The following is a 26840-nucleotide window of genomic DNA, read 5'->3' as shown; positions in this document are numbered from 1 at the left end:
TGAACGAGAGGTCGGCGGTATGAGCAGTCTGTTGCAACTGGAAAATATCTGTAAGCGCTACCCCGGGGTGCAAGCCCTCAAGTCCATCAACCTGCAAGTGGAGCGCGGCGAGATTCATGCCTTGCTCGGGGAAAATGGCGCGGGCAAATCGACCCTGATGAAAATCCTCGGCGGGGTCGAGCACCAGGATGAAGGGCGCATTCTGATCGATGGGCAGGCCCGGCACTTTGCGACGTATCGCGATGCGATTGCCGCCGGTATCGGCATTGTCTTCCAGGAGTTCAGCCTGATTCCCGACCTCACCGCCGTGGAGAATATCTTCCTCGGCCATGAGCTGAACAACCGCTTCGGCCTGCTGCGCAAGCGCGATATGCACGAGGCGTCCCAGGCCTTGTTCCAGCGCCTGGGGGTGAGCATCGACCTGCAATGCCCGGTGCGGCACCTGAGCGTGGCCGAGCAGCAGTTTGTCGAGATTACCAAGGCCCTGGCCCTGGAGGCGCGCTTGTTGGTGCTCGACGAACCCACCGCCACCCTGACGCCGAGTGAGGCCGAGCTGCTGTTTGGGATCATGCGCGAACTCAAGCGCCAGGGCGTGGCGGTGATTTTTATCTCCCATCACCTGGAGGAGATTTTCCAGGTGTGCGACCGCATCAGCGTGTTGCGCGACGGCGGCAATGCCGGCGTCACCGACGTGGCCGACAGCGATATCGACCGTCTGGTGGAGATGATGGTGGGCCGCAAGCTGGAATGCAGTTTCCCGCCCAAACCCACCACCGCGCGCGGGCCGTTGCTGCTGGAGGTCAGGGATATCCAGCTGCAACGCAATGGTCCCCACAACCAGTTCCACCTGCACCAGGGCGAGATCCTCGGCTTTGCCGGGCTGGTGGGGTCGGGCCGCACCGAGCTGGCGCTGGGGATGATGGGCGCACTGGCGTCAGTGACCAAGGAGGTGTGGCTGCGCGGCGTCAAAATCAGCCTCGACGACCCGGCCCAGGCCCTGGCCCATGGGATCGGCCTGTTGCCGGAAAGCCGCAAGAGCGAAGGCCTGATCACCGATTTCAGCATTCGCGAAAACATCTCCCTCAACAACCTGCACAAATACCAGGGCGCCAGCGGCCTGATCGACAAAAACAAGGAATGCGCCAGCGTCGAAGCGTTGATGCAGCAACTGTCGATCAAGGCGCCGAGTGGCGAAAGCCGGGTGTTCAACCTCAGTGGCGGCAACCAGCAAAAAGTGGTGATCGCGCGCTGGATCAACCATCACTGCGATGTGCTGGTGTTCGATGAGCCGACCCGGGGCATCGATGTCGGCGCCAAGGCACAGATCTACGCGCTGATGCGCAAGCTCACCGAGCAAGGCTACGCAATCATCATGATTTCTTCCGAACTGCCGGAAATCATTGGCATGTGCGACCGCGTCGCCGTGTTCCACAAGGGCGCCATTGTCAAGGTACTGGAAGCGTCCGCCGTCAACCCACAAGAGGTCATGCGCCATGCCACAGGGGGCTCAAGTGAATACGTCCATTAACCGCGCAGGCACCCAGGGGCTACGGCCGAACCTGGCACGGCTGGTGCGCTCGCCGGCGTTCTATCCGTTTATTGGGCTGCTGGTGGTCACGGCGGTGATGATCGTGGCCAGCGATAACTTCCTCACCGCCAGCAACCTGTCCAATATCGGCCGCCAGGTGTCGATCAACGCGATCATCGCGGTGGGCATGACCTGCGTGATCCTCACCGGTGGTATCGACTTGTCGGTGGGGCCGGTGATGGCCTTGTCCGGCACCTTGACTGCGGGGCTGATGGTCGCAGGCCTGCCGCCTGGCCTGGCGATTGGCGCCGGGCTATTGATCGGTGTGGCCTTTGGCATCGGCAACGGGCTGTTCGTGGCGTACCTGCATATGCCGCCGATCATTGTCACCCTGGCGACCATGGGCATCGCCCGGGGCTTTGGCCTGATGTACACCGATGGCTACCCGATTTCCGGGCTGCCGGAGTGGTTCGGCTTCTTTGGTCGCGCCAGCCTGCTGGGGATCCAGGTGCCGATCCTGATCATGCTGGTCACCTACCTGGTGGCCTATGTGCTGCTGCAACACACGCGCATTGGCCGTTACATCTACGCCATTGGCGGCAACGAAGAGGCGGTGCGTCTGTCCGGGGTACGGGCGGCGCGCTTCAAGTTGCTGGTGTATGGCATCAGCGGCCTGACCGCAGCGATTGCCGGGCTGGTGCTGACCTCGCGCCTGATGAGCGGCCAGCCCAACGCCGGCATTGGTTTTGAGCTGGATGCGATTGCCGCCGTGGTCCTGGGCGGTGCCTCGATTGCCGGTGGGCGCGGGGTGATTGTCGGCACCTTGCTCGGCGCCATGCTGCTGGGCGTGTTGAACAATGGCCTGAACATGCTCGGGGTTTCGCCCTATGTGCAGAGCGTGATCAAGGGCGCAATTATTTTGCTGGCGATCTTTATCAGCCGTCAGCGCCACAAGTAAAACAACCAGCACCGCACCGCGGCCGCCGTGGCCGCGACGGGTTCTTTCAGCTTCAATAAAGGTCAGTACCTCATGGACAAGCACAGCCAAATGCAAGCCGTCGTCTGCCACGGCCCCAAAGACTACCGCCTGGAGCGCATCAGCAAACCCCAGGCGCGGCCCAATGAACTGGTGATCCGCATTGCCGCCTGCGGGATCTGCGCCAGTGACTGCAAATGCCACTCGGGCGCGGCGATGTTCTGGGGCGGTGACAACCCATGGGTCAAGGCGCCGGTGGTGCCGGGGCATGAGTTTTTTGGCTATGTGGAGCAAGTGGGCGAGGGCGCCGAGGAGCACTTCGAGGTCCAGGTCGGCGACAAGGTGATCGCCGAGCAGATCGTGCCCTGCGGCAAGTGCCGCTTCTGCAAGTCCGGCAAGTACTGGATGTGCGAGGTGCACAATATCTTCGGCTTCCAGCGCGAAGTGGCCGAAGGCGGCATGGCCCAGTACATGCGCATCCCCAAGACCGCCATCGTGCACAAGATTCCCGAGGCGGTGTCCCTGGAGGATTCGGCGTTGATCGAGCCGATGGCCTGCGCGATCCATACGGTCAACCGTGGCGACCTGCAACTCGATGACGTGGTGGTGATTGCCGGCGCCGGCACCCTGGGCCTGTGCATGGTCCAGGTGGCCGCACTGAAAACCCCGAAAAAACTGGTGGTGATCGACATGGTCGACGAGCGCCTGGCGCTGGCGAAGCAATACGGCGCCGATGTGGTGATCAATCCCGCCCGCGACGACGCCCGCGCGATCATCAATGGCCTGACCGACCACTACGGCTGCGACGTGTATATCGAGACCACCGGCGTGCCGGCGGGCGTGACCCAGGGCCTGGAGCTGATCCGTAAATTGGGGCGGTTTGTCGAGTTCAGCGTGTTCGGCGCCGAGACCAGCGCCGACTGGTCGATCATCGGCGACCGCAAGGAGCTGGACGTCCGCGGCGCGCACCTGGGGCCGTATTGCTACCCGGTGGCCATCGACCTGTTCGAGCGCGGCCTGGTGACGTCCAAGGGCATTGTCACCCATGACTTCCCCCTGGATAACTGGGCCGAAGCGTTCGACCTGGCCAACTCGGTGAAGTCGATCAAGGTGCTGCTCAAGCCGGGGCAATAAGTATGAAATACGTGATTGGCGTGGACATTGGCACCCAGAGCACCAAGGCGCTGCTGGTGGATAGCGAGGGGCGGATCATCGCCCAGCACAGCCAGGGCTATCGCGTGGACACGCCAAAAGTGCGCTGGGCCGAGCAGTGGCCGCAGGTCTGGCTGGACGCGGTGCAGGCCTGCGTGGCCGGGTGCATGGGCCGCGCCGGGGTCGCCAAAGAGCAGGTCAAGGCGCTGTGTATCAGCAGCCTGTACGGCGGCTCGGGAATCGCCGTGGATGACGCGATGAAACCGCTGCATCCGTGCCTGATCTGGATGGACCGGCGCGCCGGCGAGCAGGTGGCCTGGGTGCGCGGGCAGATTGACCTGGAGCGCCTGTTCGCGATTACCGGCAACTCGGTGGACAGCTACTACGGCTTCACCAAGATGCTCTGGCTCAAGCAGCACCAGCCCGACGTCTGGGCCAACACCCGCTACCTGCTGCCGCCCAACAGCTATATCAACTACTGCCTGACCGGTGAGGTGGCGGTGGATCACAGCAGCGCCGGCAATATCGGCGGGGTCTACGACATGGCCGCGCGCGGCTGGTCGGCCGAGATGCTGGCGGCGCTGGATATCCCGTTGGCGATGATGCCCGAGCGCTTGCTGTATTCGGGCGAAGTGGTGGGCGGCCTGCTGCCGGAATGGGCGCAACGCCTGGGCCTGGCGGCGGGCATGCCGGTGCTGGCCGGTGGCGTCGATGCGGCCATGGCGACCCTGGCGGCCGGCGTCACCCGGCCGGGTAACCACGTGGCGATGATCGGCACCAGCATGTGCTGGGGCTACCTCAACCAACAGGTGGATGCCCGCCATGGCCTGGTCAGCATGCCCCATGTCTACAACGGCCAGCGGGACCTGTACATCTTTGGCGGCGCGATTACCGCCGGGGCCTCGGTCAGCTGGTTTCGCGAGCAGTTCTGCCAGGCCGAGGAGCAACAGGCCCAGGACACCGGCCAGGACAGCCTGTGGCTGCTGGAGCAGAGCGCGCGCAAGATCCCGGCGGGCAGTGAAGGGCTGTTGTTTTTGCCGTACCTGATGGGCGAGCGCAGCCCGGTGTGGGATGACCAGGCCAGCGGCAGCTTTGTCGGCCTGAACCTGTATCACAGCCGCATCCACCTGTACCGCGCGGTGCTTGAAGGCGTGAGTTTTGCCCTGCGGCACAATATCGAGGCGGGCATGCGCGGCGCCCATTCCCTGGACCCACGGTTGATCGTGGTGGGCGGGGCGAGCCATTCGGATTTATGGATGCAAATCATCGCGGATGTCACCCGCTACCCGGTGTACACCATCGTCCAGGAAGTGGAGGCGGCATTGGGTGCGGCGTTGTTGGCGGCGCATACGGTGGGGTTGGTGGACGAGGGGCAGATGGCGCAGGGGTGGGTGCAGTTGGAGCTGCGGGCTGAGCCTGGGGCTGAGAATGTGCAGGCGTATGACCGGGCGTTTGCGGACTACCTGAAGCTGTATCCGGTACTCAAGCCGGTGATGCACAGCCTGCAAACGAGTTAAGTGAACACGGACCAAAATGTGGGAGCTGGCTTGCCTGCGATAGCGGTGTATCGGTCACCAATGTGTTGGCGCACACGCCGCCATCGCCGGCAAGCCAGCTCCCACATGGGCTCTCTATTGCTTTGGGATATTCATTGATGACCACCACCTTCGACTTCACCCACCAGCGCATCCTCGTCACTGGCGCCACCAGCGGCATTGGCCGGGAAATCGCCCTGCAACTGCTCGCCAGCGGCGCCCAGGTCTTCGCCATCGGCCGTGACGCCAACGCACTCGCACAATTGGGCTGCGAAACCCTGTGCCTGGACATCGCCAACAGCCCCGCCCTGGACCTGGCCCTCAAGGACCTGCCGCCCATGCACGGCCTGGTCAATTGCGCCGGGATCTCGCGCCTGGAGCCGGCCGCGGCGATCAGTAGCGCCGCTTTCGACCAGGTGATGAACGTCAACGCCCGCGCCGCCGCGCAAGTCGCCAGCCGGGTGGCGGCGGCGATGATCGCGGCAGGTATCGCCGGCAGTATCGTCAACGTCTCCAGCCAGGCCTCGCTGGTGGCGCTGGACGATCACCTCGGCTATTGCGCGTCCAAGGCCGCGCTGGATGCGATCACCCGCGTGCAATGTGCCGAATGGGGGCGTTTCGGGATCCGGGTCAATAGCGTCAACCCCACCGTGACCCTCACGCCCATGGCGCAACAGGCCTGGTCCGACCCGGCCAAGCGCGACCCGGCGCTCGCGGCGATACCCTTGGGACGCTTCGCCCAGCCGCACGAAGTGGCATTGCCGGTGCTGTTCCTGTTGAGCGAGGCGGCGAGCATGATCAGCGGGGTCAGCCTGCCCATCGACGGCGGCTATACCAGCCGCTAGCCGTTCTCCAGTTTGCCGGCGATCACTACCTTGTCCCGTGGCTTGTACGGGTCTTGCAGGCGGTCGAGCAACAGGCGCACCGCACTGCTGCCGGCCAGCGACGCATCGTGGGCCACGCAGGCAATCGGCACGCCGAAGATATCGGCAAAGGGCAGGCGGTCGATGCCGCAGATGGTCAGGCTATCGTGGGGGATATTGTGCATGCGCAAGGCGCGCAGGGCGCCCAGGGTGATCAACTGGTTGAAGCCCATGATCGCATCCGGCGCGGCGTGGGCGGCCAGGTAGTCGAGGGTGTGCAGGTAGGAGGGCATTAAGGTGTAGTCGCCGGCGCGCACTTGGACCTGCACTTGGGGATGCTCGGCCAGTACTTCGCGCAGGCCCTTGAGGCGTTCCACGGTGATCCGCGAATGCTCAGGCCCGGTCAGCACCAGCAGGCGCTTGAGCGCCGGGTTGTGGCGCAACAGGTACTGCGCGGCCTCGATCCCGCTGTGGTAGTTGTCCAGCACCACGCGGCTGAACGGGCTGTCGTGGATCGTGCGGTCGAGCAGCACCACCGGGGTCTTGCCGTTGCCCAGGCGCTCCAGGTAATCGGGCTGGTAGTCGGGCTCGTCGGAGACCGGCGACAGGATGATCCCGGCCACGCGATAACCGAGCAGGGTGTCCACGGCCTTGCTTTCCAGTTCCTCCAGCTCGTCGGTGTCCACCAGCATGATGGTGTAGCCGTGCTTCTTCGCCTCGCGGGAAATCGCCTTGATCATTTCGCTGTAGAACGGGTTGTCCACCGATGCGGTGATCACCCCGATGATCAGGCTTTCACTGCGCTTGAGCCCGCGGGCAAAGGCGTTGGGCACGTAGTCCAGCTCACGCGCCACCTCAAGGATCCGCGCCAGGGTGGCGGGCTTGACCAGGTCGGGCTTGCTCAACGCCCGCGACACCGTGATGGTGGTCATATTGACCCGTTTGGCGATGTCGCTGATGGTGACGGATTTTTTCTTGTTCATTGGCAGGTGGGACCAGGAGAAAACATCAGGAGGCTAACATGGGCACTGGTTCAAAGCACCGGATCCCAGCGTTGCGACCAGTCGCTCTGGGCCTTGACCACCCCGCGCAGCAGCACCAGGGCCTGTTGCAGGATCGCCGAATCGCGCTCGCGCGAGTACACCAGGTAAGTCGGGAAACTGAACTCCGGGGCCTTGGGCACGCGCTCCATCACCCCGCTTTCGAGATAACTCTGCACCACCCGTGTGCGGAAATAGCCGCTGCCGCCGTTCTCCAGGATGTACTGCAAGGCCAGCGGCCCGAGGTTGAAACTCACGGCGGCGCGGGCCTTGTCCGGCAGGGCCGCATCATGTTGCTGGCGAAAGCCCGGGCCCCAGTCGATATACACATAGGGATCGGGGTGGGCGGCCAGGCGCACCAGGATCAGTTTTTCTTCCAGTACCTGCTCCACCTGCAATCCCGGCCAGTACTGCGGCTGGAACACCAGCGCGGCGTCCAGCCCGCCCAGCTCCAGCTGGCGCAACAGGTATTCGCCGTCACGCACTTCGGTGCGCAGCGCATGGCTGGGGATGTGTTCACGCAGGGCCTTGGCCCAGCCGAGCATCAGCGGGTTGCACAGGCTGACTTCGCCGCCGATATGCAACACATTGCGGTAGCCCTCGGGCAACGGCAGGTCGCGGCGCGCCGCTTCCCAGGTTTGCACCAGTTGGTTGGCATACACCACAAACGCCTCGCCATCGGCCGTCAAGCGCGCCCCGGCGCGGTTGCGCACAAACAGCGTACTGTCGAGCTGGCTTTCGAGCTTTTGCACACGTGCGGTAATGGCGGTCTGGGTGACGTGCAGTTTCTCGGCGGCGGCGGCCAGGCTGCCGCAGCGGGTGATTTCCAGGAAAGTGCGTGCCAGTTCGATGTCCATGTCGGCTCCGAAAGGGGTGGAGGGACATTGTAGTGTGACAATCGCAGATCAGTCTGTGAAATGCGATTGAGTGTGGGAGCAGGCAAGCCAGCTCCCACATTGGATTGGGTGTCAGCCCAGGTCTTTCGGTGCTTGCAGGTGCTGGGTCGGAAACGCCCGGGCATACGCCTGGCACACCCTTAACACCTGCTCATCGGCAAACCGCGCGCCCACCACATGCAACCCCACCGGCAAGCCATTGGCTGCCAGCCCGCACGGCACGGAGGCCGCCGGTTGTTGGGTGAGGTTGAACGGATAGCTGAACGGCGTCCACTCCATCCACTCGCCCAGTCCCGAGCCCGGTGGCACGTTGTGCCCCGCGTCAAAGGCGGTGATCGGCAGCATCGGCGAGACCAGGAGGTCGTAGTGCTCATGGAACGCCGCCATGCGCGCCACCAGTGCCGCCCGTGCTTCCAGGGCCGCGTTGAAGTCGTCCAGGCTGAGGCGTTCGCCCTGTTGCGCAATGCGCAGCAGGCCGGGGTCGAGCAGGTCGCACTGGGCGCCGGTCAGTTGCCCGGTCAGGCGCGCCGCGCCAGCACACCACAGGGTACTGAATATCTCCAGCGGGTCGCTGAAGCCCGGGTCGATCTGTTCCACCTGCGCCCCCAGTTGCACCAGGCCCGCGACTGCCTGTGCGACCACCTTGGCCACCTGCGGATCGACGTTCACGTAGCCAAAGTCCGGGCTGTAGGCGATGCGCAGGCCCTTCAGGTCGCTGCCCGGGGTGAGCCACGGCGTGTTGCGTGGCGCGCCGATCAGGCCGTCGCGGGCGTCCGGGTGGGCCACGGTTTGCAGCATCAGCACCGCATCTTCCACGGTGCGGGTCATCGGCCCCAGGTGTGAGAGGATGGTCATGGAGCTGGCCGGCCATTGCGGCACGTAGCCAAAGGTCGGCTTGATGCCGAAGGTGCCGGTAAAGGCGCAAGGAATGCGGATCGAGCCGCCAGCATCGCTGCCCTGGTGCAACACGCCAAGGTTCAGCGCCGCCGCCGCGCCCGCGCCGCCCGACGAGCCGCCCGCCGTGGTACGCGTGTCCCAGGGGTTGCGGGTGATGCCGTACAGCGGGTTGTCGGTCACGCCTTTCCAGCCGAATTCCGGGGTGGTGGTCTTGCCCAGCAACACCGCACCGGCCTTACGCATAAACGCCGAAAACGGCGCATCGAGGTCCCACGGCCCGGCGGCGGATGAGGTGCGTGAGCCCTTGCGCGTGGGCATGCCGGCCGTCAGGGTCAAATCCTTGATTGACGCCGGCACCCCGTCCAATGCGCCGCAAGGTTGGCCCTTGAACCAGCGTTGTTCCGAAGCCCGGGCGGCGTTCAAGGCGCCCTCGGGGTCGACATGGCAGTAGGCGTTGACCAGCGGGTTGTAGCGCTCGATGCGCAGCAGAGTGTCTTCGGTCACTTCCAGCGGCGACAGGCTTTTATCCCGGTAGCGCGCCAGCAGTTCCACGGCCGTCAGGTGGGCGATCTCCGTCATGCTGCTTCACCTCCCTGTTGCGCGGCATTGACCATGGCCCGCAGCAACACCGCGCAGCCGGCGGCCAGGTCATCCGGCGCGGCGTTTTCGATTTCGTTGTGGCTGATGCCGCCTTCGCACGGCACAAAAATCATCCCGGCCGGGCCCCGTTCGGCGACAAAAATCGCATCGTGCCCGGCGCCGCTGACGATATCCATATGGCTCAAGCCCAGCACACTGGCCGCATCGCGCACGGCGTTGACGCAAGAGGGATGAAAGTCCAGTGGCGGGAAGTCGGCGGTGGGCGTCAGTTCATAGCTCAGGCCATGTTGCTTGGCCGTGGCCTCGATCACCTCACGCACTTCATCGACCATCGCTTGCAGCTTGTCGGCATGCAGATGGCGCAGGTCGATGGTCATCTGCACCTGGCCGGGAATCACGTTGCGCGAGCCCGGGTGCAGGCTCAGGCAGCCCACGGTTCCGCAGGCATGGGGTTGTTGCTCATGGGCAATCCGGTTGACCGCGCTGACCACCTGCGCGGCGCCCACCAGGGCGTCCTTGCGCAGGCGCATGGGCGTGGGGCCGGCGTGGGCCTCGACGCCGGTGAAGGTCAGGTCGAACCACTTCTGGCCCAGGCAGCCCATGACCACGCCAAGGGTGATGGCCTGGTCTTCCAGCACCGGGCCCTGTTCAATATGTGCCTCGAAATAGGCCCCCACCGGGTGCCCGAGTACCGCGCGCGGGCCGGCGTAGCCAATGCGCTGCAGCTCGGCGCCCACTGACAGGCCTTGCTCGTCCTGCTTGTCGAGGGTCTCCTGCAGGTCGAACTTACCGGCAAATACCCCGGAGCCCATCATGCACGGCGGGAAGCGCGAGCCTTCCTCGTTGGTCCACACCACCACTTCAATCGGCGCCTGGGTTTCCACCCCCAAGTCATTCAAGGTGCGGATCACTTCCAGGCCGGCCATCACCCCATAGCAGCCATCGAACTTGCCGCCGGTGGGCTGGGTGTCGATATGGCTGCCGGTCATCACCGGTGGCAGGTCCGGGTTAAGTCCGGCGCGGCGCGCGAAGATATTGCCGATGGCATCCACACTGACCCTGCACCCGGCCGCCGTGCACCACTGCACAAACAGGTCGCGGGCCTGGCGGTCGAGGTCGGTCAGGGCCAGGCGGCACACGCCGCCCTTGGCTGTGGCGCCGAGCTGGGCCAGGTCCATCAAGGATTGCCACAGGCGGTCGCGGTTGACCAGCGGGGCGTTGCTCGGCAGCGGTTGCGCAAAACTATTCATCAGCAGTCTCCGGTCAGGCACTCAGGGCCAGGTAGCGGTTCTTGATCGTCGGGTCGGCGCGAAAGGCCTCGGCGCTGCCTTCGTAGACCACGCGGCCCTGTTCGAGCACGTAGTGGCGGTCGGCAAGCTTGTCGCAGACCAGCAGGTTCTGTTCCACCAGCAGCACTGGCAGGCCGTCGTCCTTGATCTTGCGCAGGATCTTCACCAACTCGTCGACGATCACCGGGGCCAGGCCCTCGGTGGGTTCGTCGAGGATCAGCAGCTTGGGATCGTTGAGCAGGGCACGGGCGATGGCGAGCATCTGCTGCTCGCCACCGGACAGCGCATGCCCGGCGTTTTTGCGCCGCTCCTTGAGGCGCGGGAACATCGCGTACACGTCCTCTAGCTGCCAGCGGCTGGTCTTGCGTACGGCGATGCGCAGGTTTTCTTCCACCGTGAGCAGGCGGAAAATCCCGCGGTTCTCCGGCACCAGGGCCAACCCCTGGCGCGCTATTTCAAAAATCTTCTGCCCCACCAGTGGTTGGCCGTTGAAGTGAATCTGCCCCTGGCGCGGGCAGATAATCCCCAGAATGCTGCGCAGGGTGGTGGTCTTGCCCGCGCCATTACGTCCCAGCAGGGTCACCAGTTCGCCGGGGTTGACGGTCAGGGACACGCCCTCGAGGACGTGGCTCTTATCGTAGTAGGAATGGATATTGTCGACGATCAGCATCAGGCGGCCTCTCCCAGGTAAGCAGTGCGCACGCGCTCGTCGGCGCGCACGAATTCCGGTGTGCCTTCGACCAGGATCTGCCCGTGGCTCATCACGGTGATGCGCTGGCTGATGGACATGACGATGCTCATGTTGTGCTCGATCAGCAGCACCGTATGGTCGCGGCCCAGGTCGCTGATCAATTGGGTCATGATCGGAATATCGTCGATGCCCATGCCCGAGGTGGGCTCGTCGAGCATCAACAGCTTGGGCCTGGAGCAGATCGACATGCCCACCTCCAGCACCCGTTGCTGGCCGTGGGACAATTCGCCGGCCAGGGTCTCGGCGCGGGCGGTGAGTTGCAGGCGTTCCAGGACCTGGTCGGCCATCTCCAGGTGTTCACGTTTGCTGTCCACACGGCGCCAGAAGTTCAGGGCACGTGCGCCGTCGCGGCCCTGGGCGGCCAGGCGCAGGTTTTCGCGCACGCTGAGGTTCTGGAACAGGCTGGTGAGCTGGAACGAACGGGCCATGCCCAGGCCGACACGGCCGTGGGCCGGTTTGCGCATCAGGTTCTGGCCGTCGAAGTGGATTGCACCTGCGGTGGCCTGGCGCTCGCCGGTCAGGCAGTGAAACAGGCTGGTCTTGCCGGCGCCGTTGGGGCCGATAATGGTGTGGATGGTGCCGGCTTCGACCTTGAGGTTGACGCCGTTGACAGCATGGAAGGCGCCGTAGGCCAGTTCCAGGTCTTTGGTTTCCAGCAGGATGCTCATAGCAGCTCCTCCTTGGTCGCGACGGCGGCCTTGCGGCTACCCCGCACACGTTCAAACACCGACGACAGGCCGCCCCACAAGCCGCCGCGCATAAAGATCACCACCAGGATCAGGATCACCCCCAGCAGCATCAGCCAGCGCGGCCACAGGTCGGAGAGAAAGTCCCCCAGCAACACAATGGCACCGGCCCCCAGCAACGAGCCGAACAGCGAGCCGGTGCCGCCGACAATGGTCATGATCAGGATGTTCTCCGACATCACCAGGTCGATATTGGACAGCGGCACAAAGTGCAGGAGCATGGCGTACAGCGCCCCGGCAATCCCGGTAACCGCGCCAGACAGCACAAACACCAGGATCTTGAAGTGGCGCGTGTCGTAGCCGATGGCCGAGGCGCGGGTTTCGTTTTCGCGGATCGCCATCAGCGTGCTGCCGAATGGCGAGGCGATGACCCGGCGTGCGCCGATAAAGATCAGCAGGAACAGCACCGCGACGAACCCGTAGAACACCCGGGCGTCGGCCAGGGACAGCAGCACCGTGTCACCGAGACGGATTTGCGGGCGCGGCACACTGAGCAGGCCGTTGTCGCCGCCGGTCCAGCCGCTCAGGGTGTAGGCCAGGAAGTAGGCCATCTGGCTGAAGGCCAAGGTCAGCATCACGAAGTAGATACCGGTGCGGCGGATCGCCAGGGCGCCCACCAGGAACGCCAGGAACCCGCCGACCAGGGCCGCGCCGAGCAGCGCGCTGAACAGGCCCAGTTGCAGGTGGATCATCAGCAAGGCGGCGCAATAGGCGCCGGCGCCGAAGAAGATACCCTGGCCGAACGACAGCAGCCCGGTGTAGCCCAGCAACAGGTTGCAGGCCAGGGCGGCGAGGGCAAAGATCAGGATCTCGGTGGCCAGGGTCGCCGAGGGCAATATCAACGGCAGGCCGATCAACACCGCCAGCACCCACAGCAACATGGCCTTGGATTGGGTCTTGGCAAACGGCAGGGGATTTTTCTCGCTCATCTCAGGCTCTCCCGAACAGGCCGTAAGGGCGCACCAGAATCACCACGGCCATGGCGCCGTAGATCATCAGGCTTGCGCCTTGGGGCCACAGGGTGGTCATCAGGCTTTGCACCACGCCCACCAGCAAACCGCCCACCAGGGCGCCGCTGAACGAGCCCATGCCGCCGATCACCACCACCACAAAGGCGATGCCGAGGATTTCCGGGCCGACAAAGGGCTGGGCGCCACGCAACGGGGCAAACAGCACCCCGGCGACCCCGGCCAGGGCCACGCCGAGGGCGAAGGTCATGGAGAACAGGCGGAAAATATTGGTGCCCAGCAGCGACACGGTCTCGGTGCTTTCACTGCCGGCCCGCACCAGGGCGCCAAAGCGCGTGCGCTCCAGCAGCAGCCACAGGCCCAGGCCCACCAGCCCTGAGAACACAATCAAAAACAGGCGGTAGTAGGGGTACACGAAGTCGCCGACCACCAGCACCCCGCGCAGCAGTTCTGGCACGGCAACGCTCTTGCCCACCGGGCCCCAGATCATCACGCTGGCTTCCTGGATGATCAGCGCGATGCCCAGGGTCACGAGGATCTGGAACATGTGTGGCAGGTGGTAGATGCGCTGGATCAATAATCGCTCGATCAGCCATGCCAGCGCGGCCACCACCAGGGGCGCGATCAGCAGGGCCAGCCAGAAGCTGCCGGTGAGGCTGACGGCGGTGTAGCAGATGTACGCCCCCAGCAGAAAAAACGCGCCGTGGGCGAAGTTGACGAAGTTCAGCAGGCCGAAAATGATCGTCAGCCCGACCGCAATCAGGAAGTAGATCATCCCCAGGCCCAGGCCGTTGAGAATCTGGAACAGGTAAAGATTGAGCATGCAGGAATCCTCCAACAGGCAGCCGCGGTCAACGGCCCTGTCGTGTGTGACCGGTGAAAGTGGGCGGATCAGCCGAGCGTGCAGCCCGTGGCTTCTACCGGTGGGAACGACTGGCCGGCGCTGAGGACCTTGGCCAGGTCATCCTTGTCGGCCATGTCGCCCGTGGCCTTGCCCACCAGCAGGTAGTAATCCTTGATCACCTGGTGGTCGCCGGCGCGGATCGTTTCCTGGCCGGTCGGGCCGTCGTAGCTCAGGCCCTGCATGGCCTTGGCCACGGTCGGGCCGTCGAAGCTGCCGGTGGCCTTGATGGTGTCGAGCATGACCTTGGTGCTGATGTAGTCGGCGGCCAGCGGGTAGGTGGGGTTGATCCCGTATTTGGCCTGGGTCAGCTTGACCAGCTCGCGGTTGAGCGGGGTATCGACCTGGTGCCAGTACTGCGCGCCGAGGTACACGCCTTCGAGCACATCGCTGCCCAGTTCCTGGAACTGGTCGAGGCCGGCGGACCACACCAGCAGCACTTTCATGCGCTCCTTGATGCCGAAATTGACGGCCTGGCGCAGGGTGTTGGAGGACTGGCTGCCGAAGTTGAGCAACACCAGCACGTCGGGGCGGGCGGCGATGGCGTTGGTCAGGTAGCCGGAGAATTCCTGTTCCTGCAATGAGTGATAGCTGTTGCCCACATGCTCCAGGCCGTTTTCGGCCAGCACGTTCTTGGCGCCTTCGAGCAAGGCTTCGCCGAACACGTATTGGGGGGTGATGGTGTACCAGCGCTTGGCCTCGGGCAGCAGCTTGATCAGCGGCACCAGGGTTTCGCGGATCGCGCCATAGGTGGGCACCGACCAGCGGAAGGTCGCGCCGTTGCAGTCCTTGCCGGTGACTTCATCGGCGCCTACCGGGGTCATGAACACCCCGCCAACCTTATCGACTTCCTTGGCCACCGCCAGCGCCGAGGACGACAGGGTGCAGCCCTGGAAGAACCGCGCGCCGTCCTGGCCAATCGCCTCCTGGACCTTGCGCACTGCCTTGCCGGCGTTGCCTTCGGTATCGATCACCTTGTAGTTCAGTGGGCGCCCGAGGAGCTCGGGGTACTGCGCCACGGCCAGGCGTGAACCCATGTCGGCAAATTTGCCATAACTGGCAAACGCGCCAGACATGGACTTGAGGCCGTAAAAGGTAAACGGTTCGGCGGCGAATGCACCGCGCACGCTCAGCGGAAGGCTGAGCGCGGCGGCGGCGGTGAGGCTGGCTTTCAACAACGTACGACGCTGCATGGGGTGACTCCCTGGTTTAGTTATTGGCAGGAGTGGCAATGGCGATACGGTGGAGCACGGCCTGTGGGCAGGCCTTTTTTATTGAAGTCAAACACGGTCAAAACTGTAGGAGCTGGCTTGCCTGCGATAGCGGTTGATCAGTTGAGAAAATTTGCCTGACCGACCGCTATCGCAGGCAAGCCAGCTCCTACAGGGATTTGTGGTGTGTTCAGGAGTGATCGAACTCCAGCAAAAAATGCGGGCTGACCTGACCCTCCAGCGCGGTCATATGGTGTTCGGCGTCGCACATATGTTCATGCATCAGGCTGCGCACGGCCGCTTCATCGTTGGCACGAAACGCGCTCAGCAGTTGCTTGTGATAGTCCAGGTTGGCCGCGTCGAATTGCTTGCGCTTGGGCTTGTAGGCCTTTTTCAGCACCACCAGGTCGCGCAGCAGGTCGTTGAGGAACTGCGCCATAAAACTCAGCAGCGGGTTGGGGCAGGCCCTGGCCAGCAAGTTGTGGAACTCCAGTTCCGCCAGGCGTTGCTCACGCTGGCCGGCTTCGCTGTCTTCCGGGGCGCTGCAAAAGTCCACGTTGTCTTGCAGGGCGCGATAGTCGTCTTCGCTCAGGCGCCCCAGCACCGACACCGCCAGTTCCACCTCGATCACCTTGCGCAACTGGTACACCTGTTCGCCATCCAGGTGCTGGAAGTGCAGGTAGTTGCGCAAGGCACGGCTGGCCGGCTCCGTGCCGGCCTGGTTCAGGTACGCGCCACCCGTTGGGCCAGTGCGGGTGCTGACCAGGCCTTCGACCTCCAGGGCCTTGAGCGCTTCGCGGGCCGAGCCCTTGGAGCATTGGAAGCTCTCCATCAATTCGCGCTCGGTGGGCAGGCGGTCGCCGGGCTTCAAGGCATCGGTGACGATCGAGCGCTTGACCGACTCGACAATCACATCGGAAAGCTTCTGGCGTTTGCGTCGCAGGGGGCGGCTGAGCATGGTTTTTAATTTATCGTATTAATGCGGATAAATAGCACTTAATAGGGGTTGGGGCGGGGCGTCAACGGCAGGGGTCGTTTTCAGTGGAAACAGGTCGTAAACCACCTTTGGACTAGCAGGCCAACTCAAATCAACTGTGGGAGCTGGCTTGCCTGCGATAGCGGTTTATCAACTGAGAAAATATTGCCTGACCCACCGCTATCGCAGGCAAGCCAGCTCCCACAGTTGAGGTGTCGTGTTCACAACATTGAGCCTGGCGCAGTAATTGCGTGCTATGTGGGTCCAGTCTTTGTGCAGGAGCACCCGAGCATGCAATTACGAGCCTTGCGGTATTTTCACGAGGTGGCGCGCTGCGCCTCGTTGCGTAAGGCGGCCGAGCGTTTGTACGTCACGCCCACTGCCGTCAGCCGGCAGATCGAACACCTGGAACACTTCTTTGGCGCCGCCCTGATTGAGCGCGGCCCGCGTGGTATCCGCCTGACGGTGGAGGGCGAGTGCCTGGCCGAACAGGTCACCAGCACCCTGCGCGGCCTCGACCAGGTGCGCGATGTGATCGCCAGCCGGCAAAGCCAGGTGGCGGGTAACATCAGCATCCATGTGTCAGAAAGTATCGTTTCCACGGTGTTGGCGCCGGTGCTCGCGGCGTTCTATCGGGCGCACCCCAAGGTCACGTTCAATATTGTGATTGCCAGCGCCTCGGCCACCCTGGATGCGCTGTGCAGTGGCGAGGCCGACCTGGGCCTGGCGTTCTATCTGCAGGAGCGCGCCGATGTGGAGGTCACCGCGCAATGCGAGTTGTGGCACCGCGTGCTGGTCAGCGCCGAACACCCCTTTGCCCTGCGCGACAGCATTGAGCTGCGCGAGCTCGAAGGCCAACCCCTGGCCATCCCCGACTCGGCGTACGGCGTGCGCCAGGCCCTGGAAGCGGCGGCGAAAAAGCGTGGGGTGACGATCCAGCCGGTGTTTACCACCAGTTCCCTGGAAGTGCAGAAAAGCCTGGCCCGGCAACGGGCAGCGGTGTTGATCCTGCCCCAGGTGGATGCCGAGGCCCGCGACCTGGGCGATGGCCTGGTGGCGGTGCCGATTGCCGATGAGCACCTGGGGCGGATTCGCATCGACCTGTGCGGCTACCGCAACCGACCGCGCTCGGTGGCGGTGCTCAAGTGCCAGGAGATGCTGGCCAGCGCGATGCAGCGTTGCGCTCTGGTGGATTAGTCGGCCAGGCAACGGGCCGACGCTGGCGGCTGCCTGCCATGGGCCAGGTAGGTGCCGGCCCAGCGGTTTACGCACTGGCTGGCATCCGTGGTGGTGCTCTGTAGATACGGGCCCTTGAGCCGCAGGGTGGCGGGCCGTGTCGCGGAGGCCTGGGCGGTGGTGCCATCGGGCTCGATCAGCACCATGCGCTCGACGCGGTCGGTAAACAATTGGGCGTACCCGGCCCCGAGGGCATTGCCTTGGGCGATGCCCAGGAAGCTGATCCGTGGCTCACCCAGTTGCTGGCGCACGAACTCCATGTCCCAGGCTGCTTGCTCGCTGGCCGGCCCATTGCGCGGGCTTAGCTCAATCACATCGTAGAAGCGTGTCAGCGTGCGGTACGCCTCGTTGTTGTAGTACTTCCACACCGTCGCCAGATGCACCGCGAACACCCCGCGCAAATCTGCCTGTGCCGTGGCCGGCCGCACGAAGATCACGCCCCGGCGTTCCAGGGGCTGCTGGGCCCCGACCCGGGTGATGGTCAGATGATGGGTGCGTGCGCTGGGGGCCTGATGGTCCAGGGGCACGGTGACGATGCCGCACTGGGTGCGCGCCACCACCTCCTGGTCAAGAGCCCGCCCGGGCAGGCGCGGGCAATCGACCAGCCATTCGATACCCGGCGGCGTGGCCTGGCCGGGTGAACTCATGAGCATCATCGACCCACTGATGATGCAAAGCGCTGCTGCTTTCAAAGGTTTCATCCGCGTTCCTGGGTAACCGTCCATAGGGACTGGTTTTTTACCAAGGTCGGCGGCGAGTCAATGCCGGAGCAGTCGCATACAGGGTGTAAGAATTCTGAAGATTACCTGTCGGCACTTGCTGGTGCCGACAGGCGGGTGTCAGAACAGGTTGATGGGAAAGTTACCGACGATCCTGAACTCGTCGTAGCTGCCGTCGATCTGCCCGCCACTGGCGCGGTGGTTGTAGACGATGGTGCGCAGTACGCTGTTTTTCAGCTTCCCGGACTGCACCACATACGCCAGCATCAAGCCGTTTTCGTTGTGCTTGGCGTTATCCAGGCCACGCACGTTGTAGCCAGTGTTGCGGCCGTTGCGATCGCCCTCATAGTGCGTGCCATCGATGCCCCAGCCCTTGGCGTGCCACAGGCTGGCGGTCAGGCCGGGCACGCCATAGGCCGCGAGGTCGATGTCGTAGCGCAGTTGCCAGGATTTTTCGTTGGGGCCGTTGTAGTCCGAGTACAACGAGTTGGCCATGTAGTTGCCGGTGGATTCCCACACATAGTCGAAGTACTCGTTGCCCAACACCTGTTGCCAGGCCAGGGTCAGGCTGTGGGCCTGGTGGTTGGCGGTCACGGCCAGGCTGGCGGCGTCGTTGTCGATGTAGCCCAGGCGCTGCTGGCCGGAGTCCTCGGTGTGGTAGTAGTGCAGGGCGGTCTTGAGGGCCAGCGTATTTTTGTCGCCGATACGGTGGGTCAGCCCCAGGTAGTACTGGTCCCACATGTCCTCGAAGCGTGAGCCGTAGAGGCTGGCTTCCAGGCCGTAGCCCGGCTTGAGCGTGGCCCCCAGGTAACTGATGCGCGCGCCGCTGTAGGCACGGTTGCCGAAGGTGGTGGTCAGGCGTTCGGCGCCAGTGCCGGTGCGCGGGATCGCCCGGTCGAAACTGCCGCCCTGCACCGACAGCCAGTCCCGCTCGTTGCTGTACAGGCCCACGCCCTGGAAGCTGGACGGCAGGGCGCGGTTGTCCTTGTAGCGCAGGATCGGGTTGTCGGTCATCAAGCGCCCGATCTTGAGTTCGGTGTTGGACAGGCGCAACCGCACATCGCCCACCCCCAGCCGGCTCCAGGTCGGGAGCGCGTCGCCGTCGCTGTCCACCAGCACGCGGTCGCCGCCATTGGCCACCTTGCCATGCCCGCGCTGCAGGTTGACCGCGCTGAAGACGCCTACATCCACCCCCACGCCAATCACGCCCTGGGTGTAGCCGGAGCTGTACTTGAGCATGGCGGTCTGCACCCAGGTCTCGCGCACGCGGGTGCGTTCGATACCGCTGGGTTTCTTGATGCTCAGGTAGGTACTGCGCTGGGTGTGCTGGTTGGAATAGTAGTGACGCAGGTTCAGGTCCAGGCTGCTGCCTTCGATAAAGCCGGGGGCGCTGGCCTGGGCGTTTTCTTGAGCATAAGCCTGGGTACCGGACGCCAGGGCGGCGGCCAGGAAAAGACGTGGATACATGGTCAATCCCCATACAAAGAAGAGTAAGGCGGCCGCTTAGGCCGGGCACTGTACCTGTGGCAAGCAGCCTTGCCACAGCAGGGATAAATCAATCAGCGCACCGGGGCTTCTGTGAGCCGGGTTTCGCGGGCCGGGGTGCCGGGCAGCACAGGCCGGGTTTCCTTGGCGAACCAGGCGGCGCTGAGGCACACCAGGTTGGCGATCAGCAGGTACCACACCGGTGACATCGGGTCGCCTGTGGTGCCGATCAGCCAGGTGATGATGATCTGCGCGGTGCCGCCAAACGCCGCCACACCAAAGGCGTAGACGATGGAGAAACCGGTGGAGCGCACGGATTTTGGGAAGCTCTCCACCAACAACACGATCAACGCCGCGCCGCTCATGCCATGCAGGCCCGAGAGCAGCGCCAGGGTCAGGAGGAAGGTCGCGGGGCTGGGGTGCTCGGTCATCAATTGCAAAGCCGGGAACAGGATCAGCAACAGCACCACCCGGGGCGTCATCAGGATCACCCGGCGCCCGAAACGGTCGCACAACATGCCGCCGGCCACCGCGCACACTGCCATGGCCGCGCCGGCCACCAGGGTCGAGAGCATGGAAATACTGGTGGGCAACTTCAGCTCTGTCAGGGCAAAGGTGGTCATGTAGTTGAGGAAGTACTGGGTGATGGTGCTGCCCGAGAGGATCAGCAGGCCCAGGACCAGGGCGCGCCGATGCTTGCCGCAGACTTCGCGCACCAGATCGCCGGTGCTGGTGGTTTCGCCCTGGCCGTGGAAGGTCTCGGCCAGGTTGCGGCGGATATAGATCCCAATCGGCAACACCAGCAGGCCAAACACGAACGGCACGCGCCAGCCCCAGCTGTTGAGGTCTTCGGGGGACATCACTTGGGTCAGGGTATAACCCACCAGCCCGGCGGCCATGGCGGCGACGCCCTGGGCCACCACTTGCCAGCAGGCATAGGTGCCGCGTTTGTGCGGCGGCGCGGCTTCCAGGATATAGGTGGTGGCGGGGCCGGCTTCACCGCCCCAGGCCAGGCCCTGGATCATGCGGGTGACCACCAGCAGGATCGGCGCGGCGATCCCGATGGTCTCGTAGCCGGGTAATATCGCAATACTGCCGGTGCCCACCGCCATCATCACCAGGGTCAGCAACATCGCCGGCTTGCGCCCGACGCGGTCGGCGTAGGCGCCAATCAGCACCGCACCCAGGGGCCGCACGATAAAGCCGATGCCAAAGGCCGTGACCGAGAGCATCAAGCTGACGAAGGCGCTGTCAGACGGGAAAAACGTGTGGCCGATAATTACCGCGAAGGTCGCGTAGACCCCAAAGTCGAAAAACTCCACGGCATTGCCCAGCACTACGGCGAAGATGCTCTTGCGCCCGGCATCCGGCGCCGGCGTTTGGTGTGTGTGCTCGGGACCCTCGCGAGTCAATTGTTCAGTGTGCATACCAGCCCCTCGGTTTTAGTTATAGGTCGTCCAGGCCCCGGCCTTGTGGCCAGGGAGCGGGCGTGTGGGTGGGCAGTTCGGTTACAGCGTCAAGGTCAGTTCGGGTTCGGCCATTGGTGGATTGCGCCACGCCAGCTCTCATAGGTTTTTGCGATTTGCAGCAGCCAGATATCGGCAAAGCGGGGGGCGATCATCTGCAGGCCGATGGGCATGCCATCGGCGGCAAAACCACAGTTGATCGACAGCGCCGGTTGCTCGCCCATATTCCAGGGCACGGTGAACACGATGTGCTCAAACGGCAGTTGCGCGTCATTGCTTGGCGACGGCCATTCGGCGGGGAAGGCGTTGACCTGGTTGGTGGGCGACAGGATCAGGTCCAGGTCGTTGAAGGCCTGGGCGGTGCGGCGGCGCATCTCGAAGGTCTGGTTGAAGCCCTGCACGGCCTGCACGCCACTGATATCGGCACCGGGTGCGGCCCAGTCGCGGATGTACGGCAAGACCTTATCGAACTGCTCGCTGCTCAAGGCCGACAAGTCGCCCCATTGCCGGGCGCGCCAGAACTGGTCGAGGCCGTCGAGCTGGGCGCGGTCCATGATCGGCGGGATCAGCGTGACCTTGGCGCCATGGGCCTCGAACAGGCGCGCGGCATGCTCCACCGCGGCGCACACGAAACCTTCCGGTTGCAGGCCGGCACCGGGCTCCAGCATCAGGCCGACGCGCAGGCCCTTGACCGACAGCGGCTGGTTGCTCCACTCGCCGGTCAGCGGCGGCAGGCTGGTGGCGTCGCGGGCGTCGGGGCGGGCCAGGTGCTGCATCATCAGCACGCAGTCGTCTACCGTGCGGGTCATGGGCCCGGCGGTGCGGCCGGTGTAGTACGGGTCAATCGGGATACGCCCCAGTGTCGGCTTGAACCCCACCAGGCCGCACCAGGCGGCGGGCAGGCGCACCGAGCCGCCGATATCGGTGCCGATATGCAGCGGCCCGTAACCGGCGGCGGCCGCAGCGGCGGCGCCCGAGCTGGAACCGCCGGTGTTGTTGGCGGTATTCCATGGGTTGCGGGTGATGCCATGGAAGCTCGACAGGCCGGAGGAGAGCATGCCGAAATCCGGGACAGTGGTCTTGGCCAGGACAATAGCCCCGGCTTCCCGCATCCGCGCGGCGGGCGGGGCGTCCCTGAGGGCCGGGGTCAGGCGGGTGGCGGCGCTGCCGAGGGGAATCGGCGTGCCCTCGGTGGCCACCAGTTCCTTGATGGTCACGGGCACGCCATCGAGCACGCCATTGGGCTGGCCTTTGTTCCAACGCTCGGTGGAGGCCTGGGCTTGCCGGCGCACCTGCTCGGGATCGAAGGCATACAGGGCACGGATCTGCGGCTCCCAGCGGTCGATATGGCCGAGCAGGTGGTCGTAGTAGTCGATGGGGGAGAGCTGGCGGCTGGCGAAGCTTGCCAGCAATTGCGCGGCCGTGAGGTCGTGAAGGTCGGTCATTGAGCGCTTCCTGGTGATGGGCCCTGGGGCTCATGGCGGGTGGCTGTTGGTCTGGACTATATAAACCCTGGGCAGCAGCGACCATCACATTTGAAGCGGTACAGTGTTGCGTTTTTGTGTGCACTCGACCGAGCCCATGTGGGAGTGGGCTTGCCCTAATGCCGATCAGTTAAGCGAACGCAATGCTCAAAGCAGCGAAGATCAAATGTGGGAGCGGGCTTGCTCGCGAAGACGTCGGCCCAGAAAACATTGATGTTGACTGACCCACTGCTTTCGCGAGCAAGCTCCCACAGGGGATCAGCGCAACAATTGCTCGATGGCTTGCCGGACCCGTGGGTCATCACAATGCGCCACATTGAACCGCATAAAATCCCCCACGCCCGGCTCATACCCAAACAACGCCCCCGGCGCCAACACCATGCCGCGCTTGAGTCCCGCCTCGGCCAGTTGTTCCCCATTGACCCCGGCCGGCAGGCGCGCCCAGATAAACATCCCCGCCTCATAGCCCATAGGCAGTTCACAGCCACAGCGGCGCAGCCATTGCTCCACCCGGGTGCCCGCTTCCAACAGGCGCTGCACCATGCGCTTGCGGTGCCGGGCATAGCTGCCTTCACTGAGCAGGCGGTAGACCAGTTGCTCGAACAGCTCCGAGGTCACGCCGCCGCTCATCAACTTCATATTGGTCAGGTTGGCCGCCAGTTGCGGCGCGGCCACCACATAGCTGACCCGGGTATTGGCGCTGAGGGTTTTCGAGAAACCCGCCAGGTAGGTCACCTGCTCCAACCCGGCCAGTGCCGCCAGGCGGGGCGGCGGGTTGGGGTGCAGGTCGCCGTAGAGGTCGTCCTCGATGATATGGCAGTGATACTGGCGCATCAGTTGCAGCAGCCCAAAGGCCTGGGCCGCGCTGAAGGAATGGCCGGTGGGGTTGTGCAGGATGCTGGTGGTCACATACAGGCTGGGCCGTTCTTCGGCGAGCAACTGCTCCAGGGCCGCCAGGTCGAACCCCTCCGGGCCGCGCGGCAGTGTCACCACCTTGACCCCATGCAACGCCAGGTTGGCGTGGAAGTTGAAATAGCACGGTGCATCCAGCAGCACCGTGTCGCCGGGGCGCGCCAGCAGGCGCATCAACATATCCAGGCCTTGCAGGGTGCTGGGTGTGGTGATGATCTGTTCCACCGGCACCGCCAGGCCATCGCCCTGCAGTTTTTGTTGCAGGGCCTGGCGCAGCGGCAGAAAACCCGCCGGCGTGCCCATGCCGGCCACGCGCAGGGAAGGGGCCCGCACCACACTGCGCAGGGCCTGGCGCAAGGCCTCGGAATCGAGCCAGTCTTCGGGTAGGTGGCCGCCACCGGGGCGCAGCTCGCCCTGGCCGGTCAGCATGGGGCGGCGCAGCACGCTGAGCAAATCCTGGGGCAGCAGGTCCACCCAGTTGCTGGACGACGGCTGCGTCTGGCGCTGGGCGACAAAGTGCCCACGGCCCTGGCGCGAGGTCAGCAGATGTTGGCCACGCAGGCGGTCCAGGGCTTCATTGACCGTAAATTTTCCGACACCCAACTGCGCTCCCAGCTCACGCACCGACGGCAGTTTGCTGCCGGCGGCCAGTTCGCCTTGCTCGATAGCATGGGCGAAGGCCTCGACGATCTGCTGGACCTTGGGGGCGTGGTCATGGAAGTGGATCTGCGGAAGGGGCATTGTGATGTCCTGAAAGTTTGCCGGTCACTTTGCCGGTAAAGCCTGCGTAAATAACCGCCGAGTTTACCTGCCCGGCACCGGATCTGCGCCCTAGACTGCGCAACATTCCTCCCCGTCGTGAAATTACCCACCATGGTCACTGCCCTTACGCTGTCGTCCTTCCTGTATTTCCTGGTGCTGTGCGCCACCCTGGCCTTCAGCCCAGGCCCTATGACCTTACTGCTGCTGAGCCTGGGGCTGAAGGATGGCTTGCGCCATTCCTTGCCGGCCCAGTTCGGTGCCAGCGTGTCGTACCTGATTTCGATCCTGATCTTTGCCGTGGGCTTTTCCGAGTTGATCAAGGGCTACCCGCTGGTTACCCAGGGCATCCAACTGGTGGGCGTGGCCTATATTCTCTACCTGGCCTACAAGCAATGGACCAGCAGTGGCGTGCAGATCAACACCGCCGGGCCAAGGCCGGAAACGCCCCGTGATCTGTTCGGCAAGGGCTTGCTCACCGGTTTGTCCAACCCCAAGGCAATCATCCTGTTCAGTGCGGTATTCCCGCAGTTTGCCGCCGTCGGGCAGGCCAGCGCCGCCGGTGATATCGCCATCCTCGGCCTGACATTCCTGATCCTGCAGTTCGCCAGCGGCTGCCTGTATTGCTACTTCGGCCAGCGCATCAAGCATGTGCTTGAGTCGCCGCGCAAACGGGTGCTTTTGCAGAAGGTCACGGCGGTGTTGTTGTTGATGGTGGCGATGTTGTTGGCTCGTGGCTCATGACTTGCGATCAAATAGCTTCGTCCTTTTTATCTTAGCGAGTCTCCCCAACGCTCGCGAAATTCAACTTGTTCCTCGATATCACTCGTCAGATCATGTTCTTCGTAATCGAATATGCGCACCATTTCGGGGTCAGGCTCACCTAGCTTCATTTCATAGGCCACCAGTCCACCCGACATTGATGATGACATCGCAGAAGGGAAAACATTGATTTTTGAGCCTTTGCACAGGAACTTTATGTCGCTAAATTCCTTTCGTAGTAAACCAAATGAACGGAAAACATCCAATCCGGAGTATGTTTTTTTTGTTTGGTCGGAAAAGGTTATAAAAAGTGCACCGGTGTTTCGATCATATTCAACTGTTGCTTTTTCAATATTGCCTTTGTTGAGTATGCTTATTTCTATTTTTTTCATGAGTTACTTTCTATAAGGGTTTATTAAGCTGTAGTTTGCGCTTGTACCATCTTCGTTTACTGGGGTTGCACCTAATATGTCTTTTCGATCAATACGGTCGGGGATGGCTATTTCTTTTTCTATTTTGTAGTCGGATAGTATTCCTAATTCTTTGTTGACGTCTCGACCGGGTATCTTTTTTAAGGTGTACAAAAAGCCATCTTCTAATCCGAAACTTGTTGCAAATGTCATACCTACGTCCCTTGAGGTTGAGGTGGGTACAAAGTTGCTTGGTGGATTCGTATTGTCTCTTGAATGCAAGAGCAGGTCCGTGCTTTTTCCTCTACTCTTGAATCCATGTTTAAAAATTTCATTTGGATGTCTGGAGTCGCCCCTGTAAAGATATTGTTTTTTCGTTGCGGGGGTCGGAGCGGAGGGCGCGCCCTCGTTGGTTTCTGTGTTGGTGGACGGGTTTTGGCCTTCAGTTACGGGCTCACATTTTTCTTTGCCCGGGCATGAGTTCAACCCCAACGGATCCACCCATCCCGTAGGGTTGGGCACATACAAATACCCGTTCAACCCACCCGCCAACTTCACCGGGTCGGGGGTCAAATAGCGGCCATTATCTGGATTGTAGTAGCGATGCCGGTTGTAATGCAGCCCGCTTTCCCGGTCGAAGTACTGCCCCTGAAAACGCAGCGGGTTATCGACGGTGCCCACATCCAACCGGGCGATCTGGCCGTAGGCGAGGTAGTGGGCGGACCAGACGATTTTGCCTTGCGCGTTGGTCAGTTCCTGCGGCGTACCCAGATGGTCCAGTTGGTAGTGGAAGGCCTGGGTATTGGCCGGACCAAACCCTTCCAACAAAGCCAACGGCCTGAAGCTGTCAGGCTCGTAGAGATAACTGCGATGCTGCCCCGCCGTGTGCTCGGCGATGATCTTGTCGCCTTGCCAGAAAAACTCAGTCGTTTTGCCCGCCACGGTTTTGCTGATACGCCGCCCAAACGGGTCATAGCGATAGCTGGCCTGGCTGCCGTCCGGCTGGGTGACGCCGGTCAGGCGGTGCTGGCAGTCGTAGCGGTATTCGGTAACCCACTGCTGTGCGCGGCCACGGCGTTCGCGTATGAGGTTTCCGAAAGCGTCGTAGTCGTAATGCCGGTCGCCTTGCAGTAATAGGCGGTTGCCGACGACGATGCCGGGGCCTGGGCGGTCTTGCATCAGCAGGTTGCCCGCCGGGTCGTGGGCGAAACGTTCGGTGGGGGCCTGGGAGTGGTCGGCGCGGGTCAGGCGGTCGAGGGGGTCGTAGTGGTAGTCGTG

24 protein-coding genes are annotated in these 26840 nt (G+C 63.3%); 7 read left to right on the top strand and 17 right to left on the bottom strand.

Annotation, left to right across the window (positions count from 1 at the left end):
* The first annotated feature begins 19 nt into the window (after positions 1 to 19).
* The 5 genes from AO268_RS09300 (at position 20) to AO268_RS09280 (ending at position 6036) form a co-directional block, all read left to right on the top strand.
* Positions 20 to 1528, top strand: coding sequence for a sugar ABC transporter ATP-binding protein (locus AO268_RS09300; RefSeq protein WP_099168507.1), 1509 nt, complete (start codon positions 20 to 22; stop codon positions 1526 to 1528).
* Positions 1494 to 2486, top strand: coding sequence for an ABC transporter permease (locus tag AO268_RS09295; protein WP_099168506.1), 993 nt, complete (start codon positions 1494 to 1496; stop codon positions 2484 to 2486). The genes AO268_RS09300 and AO268_RS09295 overlap by 35 nt, the downstream gene beginning before the upstream one ends.
* A gap of 72 nt (positions 2487 to 2558) precedes the next feature.
* Positions 2559 to 3638, top strand: coding sequence for an alcohol dehydrogenase catalytic domain-containing protein (locus AO268_RS09290; protein ID WP_076961419.1), 1080 nt, complete (start codon positions 2559 to 2561; stop codon positions 3636 to 3638).
* A gap of 2 nt (positions 3639 to 3640) precedes the next feature.
* On the top strand, positions 3641 to 5173 hold the full coding sequence (locus tag AO268_RS09285) for an FGGY-family carbohydrate kinase (RefSeq protein ID WP_099168505.1): 1533 nt from the start codon (positions 3641 to 3643) through the stop codon (positions 5171 to 5173).
* A 137-nt stretch (positions 5174 to 5310) separates the two neighbouring features.
* Positions 5311 to 6036 carry an SDR family oxidoreductase gene (locus AO268_RS09280; protein ID WP_099168504.1) on the top strand — a complete coding sequence of 242 codons (726 nt, stop codon included), beginning with the start codon at positions 5311 to 5313 and terminating at the stop codon, positions 6034 to 6036.
* On the opposite strand, the gene AO268_RS09275 is transcribed toward AO268_RS09280, so the two are convergent.
* The 10 genes from AO268_RS09275 to AO268_RS09230 form a co-directional block, all read right to left on the bottom strand.
* Positions 6033 to 7037 carry a LacI family DNA-binding transcriptional regulator gene (locus AO268_RS09275; protein ID WP_099168503.1) on the bottom strand — a complete coding sequence of 335 codons (1005 nt, stop codon included), beginning with the start codon at positions 7035 to 7037 and terminating at the stop codon, positions 6033 to 6035. The genes AO268_RS09280 and AO268_RS09275 overlap by 4 nt on opposite strands.
* A 50-nt stretch (positions 7038 to 7087) precedes the next feature.
* Positions 7088 to 7951 (bottom strand): LysR family transcriptional regulator, encoded by an 864-nt coding sequence (locus AO268_RS09270; protein WP_076961423.1) that lies wholly within the window; start codon positions 7949 to 7951, stop codon positions 7088 to 7090.
* Positions 7952 to 8062: 111 nt separating this feature from the next.
* Positions 8063 to 9466, bottom strand: a complete 1404-nt coding sequence (locus AO268_RS09265) for an amidase (RefSeq protein ID WP_099168502.1) — start codon at positions 9464 to 9466, stop codon at positions 8063 to 8065.
* Positions 9463 to 10737: a Zn-dependent hydrolase gene (locus AO268_RS09260; RefSeq protein WP_099168501.1), complete on the bottom strand. Its 1275-nt coding sequence runs from the start codon at positions 10735 to 10737 to the stop codon at positions 9463 to 9465. The genes AO268_RS09265 and AO268_RS09260 overlap by 4 nt, the downstream gene beginning before the upstream one ends.
* A gap of 13 nt (positions 10738 to 10750) precedes the next feature.
* Positions 10751 to 11446: an ABC transporter ATP-binding protein gene (locus AO268_RS09255; protein ID WP_099168500.1), complete on the bottom strand. Its 696-nt coding sequence runs from the start codon at positions 11444 to 11446 to the stop codon at positions 10751 to 10753.
* Entirely contained in the window at positions 11446 to 12195 is a 750-nt protein-coding gene (locus AO268_RS09250) for an ABC transporter ATP-binding protein (protein ID WP_099168499.1), read from the bottom strand. The genes AO268_RS09255 and AO268_RS09250 overlap by 1 nt, the downstream gene beginning before the upstream one ends.
* Positions 12192 to 13202 carry a branched-chain amino acid ABC transporter permease gene (locus tag AO268_RS09245; RefSeq protein WP_099168498.1) on the bottom strand — a complete coding sequence of 337 codons (1011 nt, stop codon included), beginning with the start codon at positions 13200 to 13202 and terminating at the stop codon, positions 12192 to 12194. Before AO268_RS09245 ends, AO268_RS09250 begins: the two co-directional genes overlap by 4 nt.
* Before the next feature lies 1 nt (position 13203).
* A complete protein-coding gene (locus tag AO268_RS09240; RefSeq protein WP_099168497.1) occupies positions 13204 to 14064 on the bottom strand; it encodes a branched-chain amino acid ABC transporter permease in 861 nt (286 codons plus the stop codon).
* Positions 14065 to 14132: 68 nt separating this feature from the next.
* Positions 14133 to 15335, bottom strand: coding sequence for an ABC transporter substrate-binding protein (locus AO268_RS09235; RefSeq protein WP_099168496.1), 1203 nt, complete (start codon positions 15333 to 15335; stop codon positions 14133 to 14135).
* Between the two features lie 208 nt (positions 15336 to 15543).
* Positions 15544 to 16311, bottom strand: coding sequence for a FadR/GntR family transcriptional regulator (locus tag AO268_RS09230; RefSeq protein WP_057441603.1), 768 nt, complete (start codon positions 16309 to 16311; stop codon positions 15544 to 15546).
* A gap of 309 nt (positions 16312 to 16620) precedes the next feature.
* On the opposite strand from AO268_RS09230, the gene AO268_RS09225 reads away from it, so the two are divergent.
* Positions 16621 to 17526 carry a LysR family transcriptional regulator gene (locus AO268_RS09225; RefSeq protein ID WP_076961432.1) on the top strand — a complete coding sequence of 302 codons (906 nt, stop codon included), beginning with the start codon at positions 16621 to 16623 and terminating at the stop codon, positions 17524 to 17526.
* On the opposite strand, the gene AO268_RS09220 is transcribed toward AO268_RS09225, so the two are convergent.
* The 5 genes from AO268_RS09220 to AO268_RS09195 form a co-directional block, all read right to left on the bottom strand.
* On the bottom strand, positions 17523 to 18266 hold the full coding sequence (locus tag AO268_RS09220; RefSeq protein ID WP_099168495.1) for an alpha/beta fold hydrolase: 744 nt from the start codon (positions 18264 to 18266) through the stop codon (positions 17523 to 17525). The two genes, AO268_RS09225 and AO268_RS09220, sit on opposite strands and share 4 nt — an antisense overlap.
* Before the next feature lie 138 nt (positions 18267 to 18404).
* Entirely contained in the window at positions 18405 to 19751 is a 1347-nt protein-coding gene (locus AO268_RS09215) for an OprD family outer membrane porin (RefSeq protein ID WP_099168494.1), read from the bottom strand.
* A gap of 92 nt (positions 19752 to 19843) precedes the next feature.
* The gene (locus AO268_RS09210; RefSeq protein ID WP_257154357.1) at positions 19844 to 21196 is read right to left on the bottom strand and encodes a citrate-proton symporter; all 1353 of its coding nucleotides are present in this window, start codon (positions 21194 to 21196) and stop codon (positions 19844 to 19846) included.
* Positions 21197 to 21291: 95 nt separating this feature from the next.
* A complete protein-coding gene (locus AO268_RS09205) occupies positions 21292 to 22680 on the bottom strand; it encodes an amidase (RefSeq protein WP_099168493.1) in 1389 nt (462 codons plus the stop codon).
* 297 nt (positions 22681 to 22977) lie between these two features.
* Positions 22978 to 24372, bottom strand: a complete 1395-nt coding sequence (locus AO268_RS09195) for an aminotransferase-like domain-containing protein (protein WP_099168491.1) — start codon at positions 24370 to 24372, stop codon at positions 22978 to 22980.
* A gap of 132 nt (positions 24373 to 24504) precedes the next feature.
* Between AO268_RS09195 and AO268_RS09190 the strand changes: the two genes are divergently transcribed.
* Entirely contained in the window at positions 24505 to 25134 is a 630-nt protein-coding gene (locus AO268_RS09190; RefSeq protein WP_099168490.1) for a LysE family translocator, read from the top strand.
* 26 nt (positions 25135 to 25160) lie between these two features.
* Here AO268_RS09190 and AO268_RS09185 read toward each other — a convergent pair whose 3' ends face one another.
* Positions 25161 to 25544: a hypothetical protein gene (locus tag AO268_RS09185; RefSeq protein WP_076961439.1), complete on the bottom strand. Its 384-nt coding sequence runs from the start codon at positions 25542 to 25544 to the stop codon at positions 25161 to 25163.
* A 3-nt stretch (positions 25545 to 25547) separates the two neighbouring features.
* Positions 25548 to 26840, bottom strand: a 1293-nt coding sequence (locus AO268_RS09180) for an RHS repeat-associated core domain-containing protein (RefSeq protein WP_176561354.1), incomplete at its 5' end; no start/stop codon positions are given.

Origin of the sequence: Pseudomonas sp. ICMP 8385, from assembly GCF_002699915.1 — a bacterium.
In the GTDB taxonomy this organism is placed as follows: domain Bacteria; phylum Pseudomonadota; class Gammaproteobacteria; order Pseudomonadales; family Pseudomonadaceae; genus Aquipseudomonas; species Aquipseudomonas gessardii.
The sequence above is the reverse complement of the archived record's forward strand: the minus strand, read 5'-3'. Positions and strand labels throughout refer to the sequence as shown.

Excerpts from the sequence above, each read along its gene's own strand:
- AO268_RS09300 (WP_099168507.1), top strand. The coding sequence starts at position 20 with ATGAGCAGTCTGTTGCAACTGGAAAATATCTGTAAGCGCTACCCCGGG.
- AO268_RS09295 (WP_099168506.1), top strand. The coding sequence starts at position 1,494 with ATGCCACAGGGGGCTCAAGTGAATACGTCCATTAACCGCGCAGGCACC.
- AO268_RS09290 (WP_076961419.1), top strand. The coding sequence starts at position 2,559 with ATGGACAAGCACAGCCAAATGCAAGCCGTCGTCTGCCACGGCCCCAAA.
- AO268_RS09285 (WP_099168505.1), top strand. The coding sequence starts at position 3,641 with ATGAAATACGTGATTGGCGTGGACATTGGCACCCAGAGCACCAAGGCG.
- AO268_RS09280 (WP_099168504.1), top strand. The coding sequence starts at position 5,311 with ATGACCACCACCTTCGACTTCACCCACCAGCGCATCCTCGTCACTGGC.
- AO268_RS09275 (WP_099168503.1), bottom strand. The coding sequence starts at position 7,037 with ATGAACAAGAAAAAATCCGTCACCATCAGCGACATCGCCAAACGGGTC.
- AO268_RS09270 (WP_076961423.1), bottom strand. The coding sequence starts at position 7,951 with ATGGACATCGAACTGGCACGCACTTTCCTGGAAATCACCCGCTGCGGC.
- AO268_RS09265 (WP_099168502.1), bottom strand. The coding sequence starts at position 9,466 with ATGACGGAGATCGCCCACCTGACGGCCGTGGAACTGCTGGCGCGCTAC.
- AO268_RS09260 (WP_099168501.1), bottom strand. The coding sequence starts at position 10,737 with ATGAATAGTTTTGCGCAACCGCTGCCGAGCAACGCCCCGCTGGTCAAC.
- AO268_RS09255 (WP_099168500.1), bottom strand. The coding sequence starts at position 11,446 with ATGCTGATCGTCGACAATATCCATTCCTACTACGATAAGAGCCACGTC.
- AO268_RS09250 (WP_099168499.1), bottom strand. The coding sequence starts at position 12,195 with ATGAGCATCCTGCTGGAAACCAAAGACCTGGAACTGGCCTACGGCGCC.
- AO268_RS09245 (WP_099168498.1), bottom strand. The coding sequence starts at position 13,202 with ATGAGCGAGAAAAATCCCCTGCCGTTTGCCAAGACCCAATCCAAGGCC.
- AO268_RS09240 (WP_099168497.1), bottom strand. The coding sequence starts at position 14,064 with ATGCTCAATCTTTACCTGTTCCAGATTCTCAACGGCCTGGGCCTGGGG.
- AO268_RS09235 (WP_099168496.1), bottom strand. The coding sequence starts at position 15,335 with ATGCAGCGTCGTACGTTGTTGAAAGCCAGCCTCACCGCCGCCGCCGCG.
- AO268_RS09230 (WP_057441603.1), bottom strand. The coding sequence starts at position 16,311 with ATGCTCAGCCGCCCCCTGCGACGCAAACGCCAGAAGCTTTCCGATGTG.
- AO268_RS09225 (WP_076961432.1), top strand. The coding sequence starts at position 16,621 with ATGCAATTACGAGCCTTGCGGTATTTTCACGAGGTGGCGCGCTGCGCC.
- AO268_RS09220 (WP_099168495.1), bottom strand. The coding sequence starts at position 18,266 with ATGAAACCTTTGAAAGCAGCAGCGCTTTGCATCATCAGTGGGTCGATG.
- AO268_RS09215 (WP_099168494.1), bottom strand. The coding sequence starts at position 19,751 with ATGTATCCACGTCTTTTCCTGGCCGCCGCCCTGGCGTCCGGTACCCAG.
- AO268_RS09210 (WP_257154357.1), bottom strand. The coding sequence starts at position 21,196 with ATGCACACTGAACAATTGACTCGCGAGGGTCCCGAGCACACACACCAA.
- AO268_RS09205 (WP_099168493.1), bottom strand. The coding sequence starts at position 22,680 with ATGACCGACCTTCACGACCTCACGGCCGCGCAATTGCTGGCAAGCTTC.
- AO268_RS09195 (WP_099168491.1), bottom strand. The coding sequence starts at position 24,372 with ATGCCCCTTCCGCAGATCCACTTCCATGACCACGCCCCCAAGGTCCAG.
- AO268_RS09190 (WP_099168490.1), top strand. The coding sequence starts at position 24,505 with ATGGTCACTGCCCTTACGCTGTCGTCCTTCCTGTATTTCCTGGTGCTG.
- AO268_RS09185 (WP_076961439.1), bottom strand. The coding sequence starts at position 25,544 with ATGAAAAAAATAGAAATAAGCATACTCAACAAAGGCAATATTGAAAAA.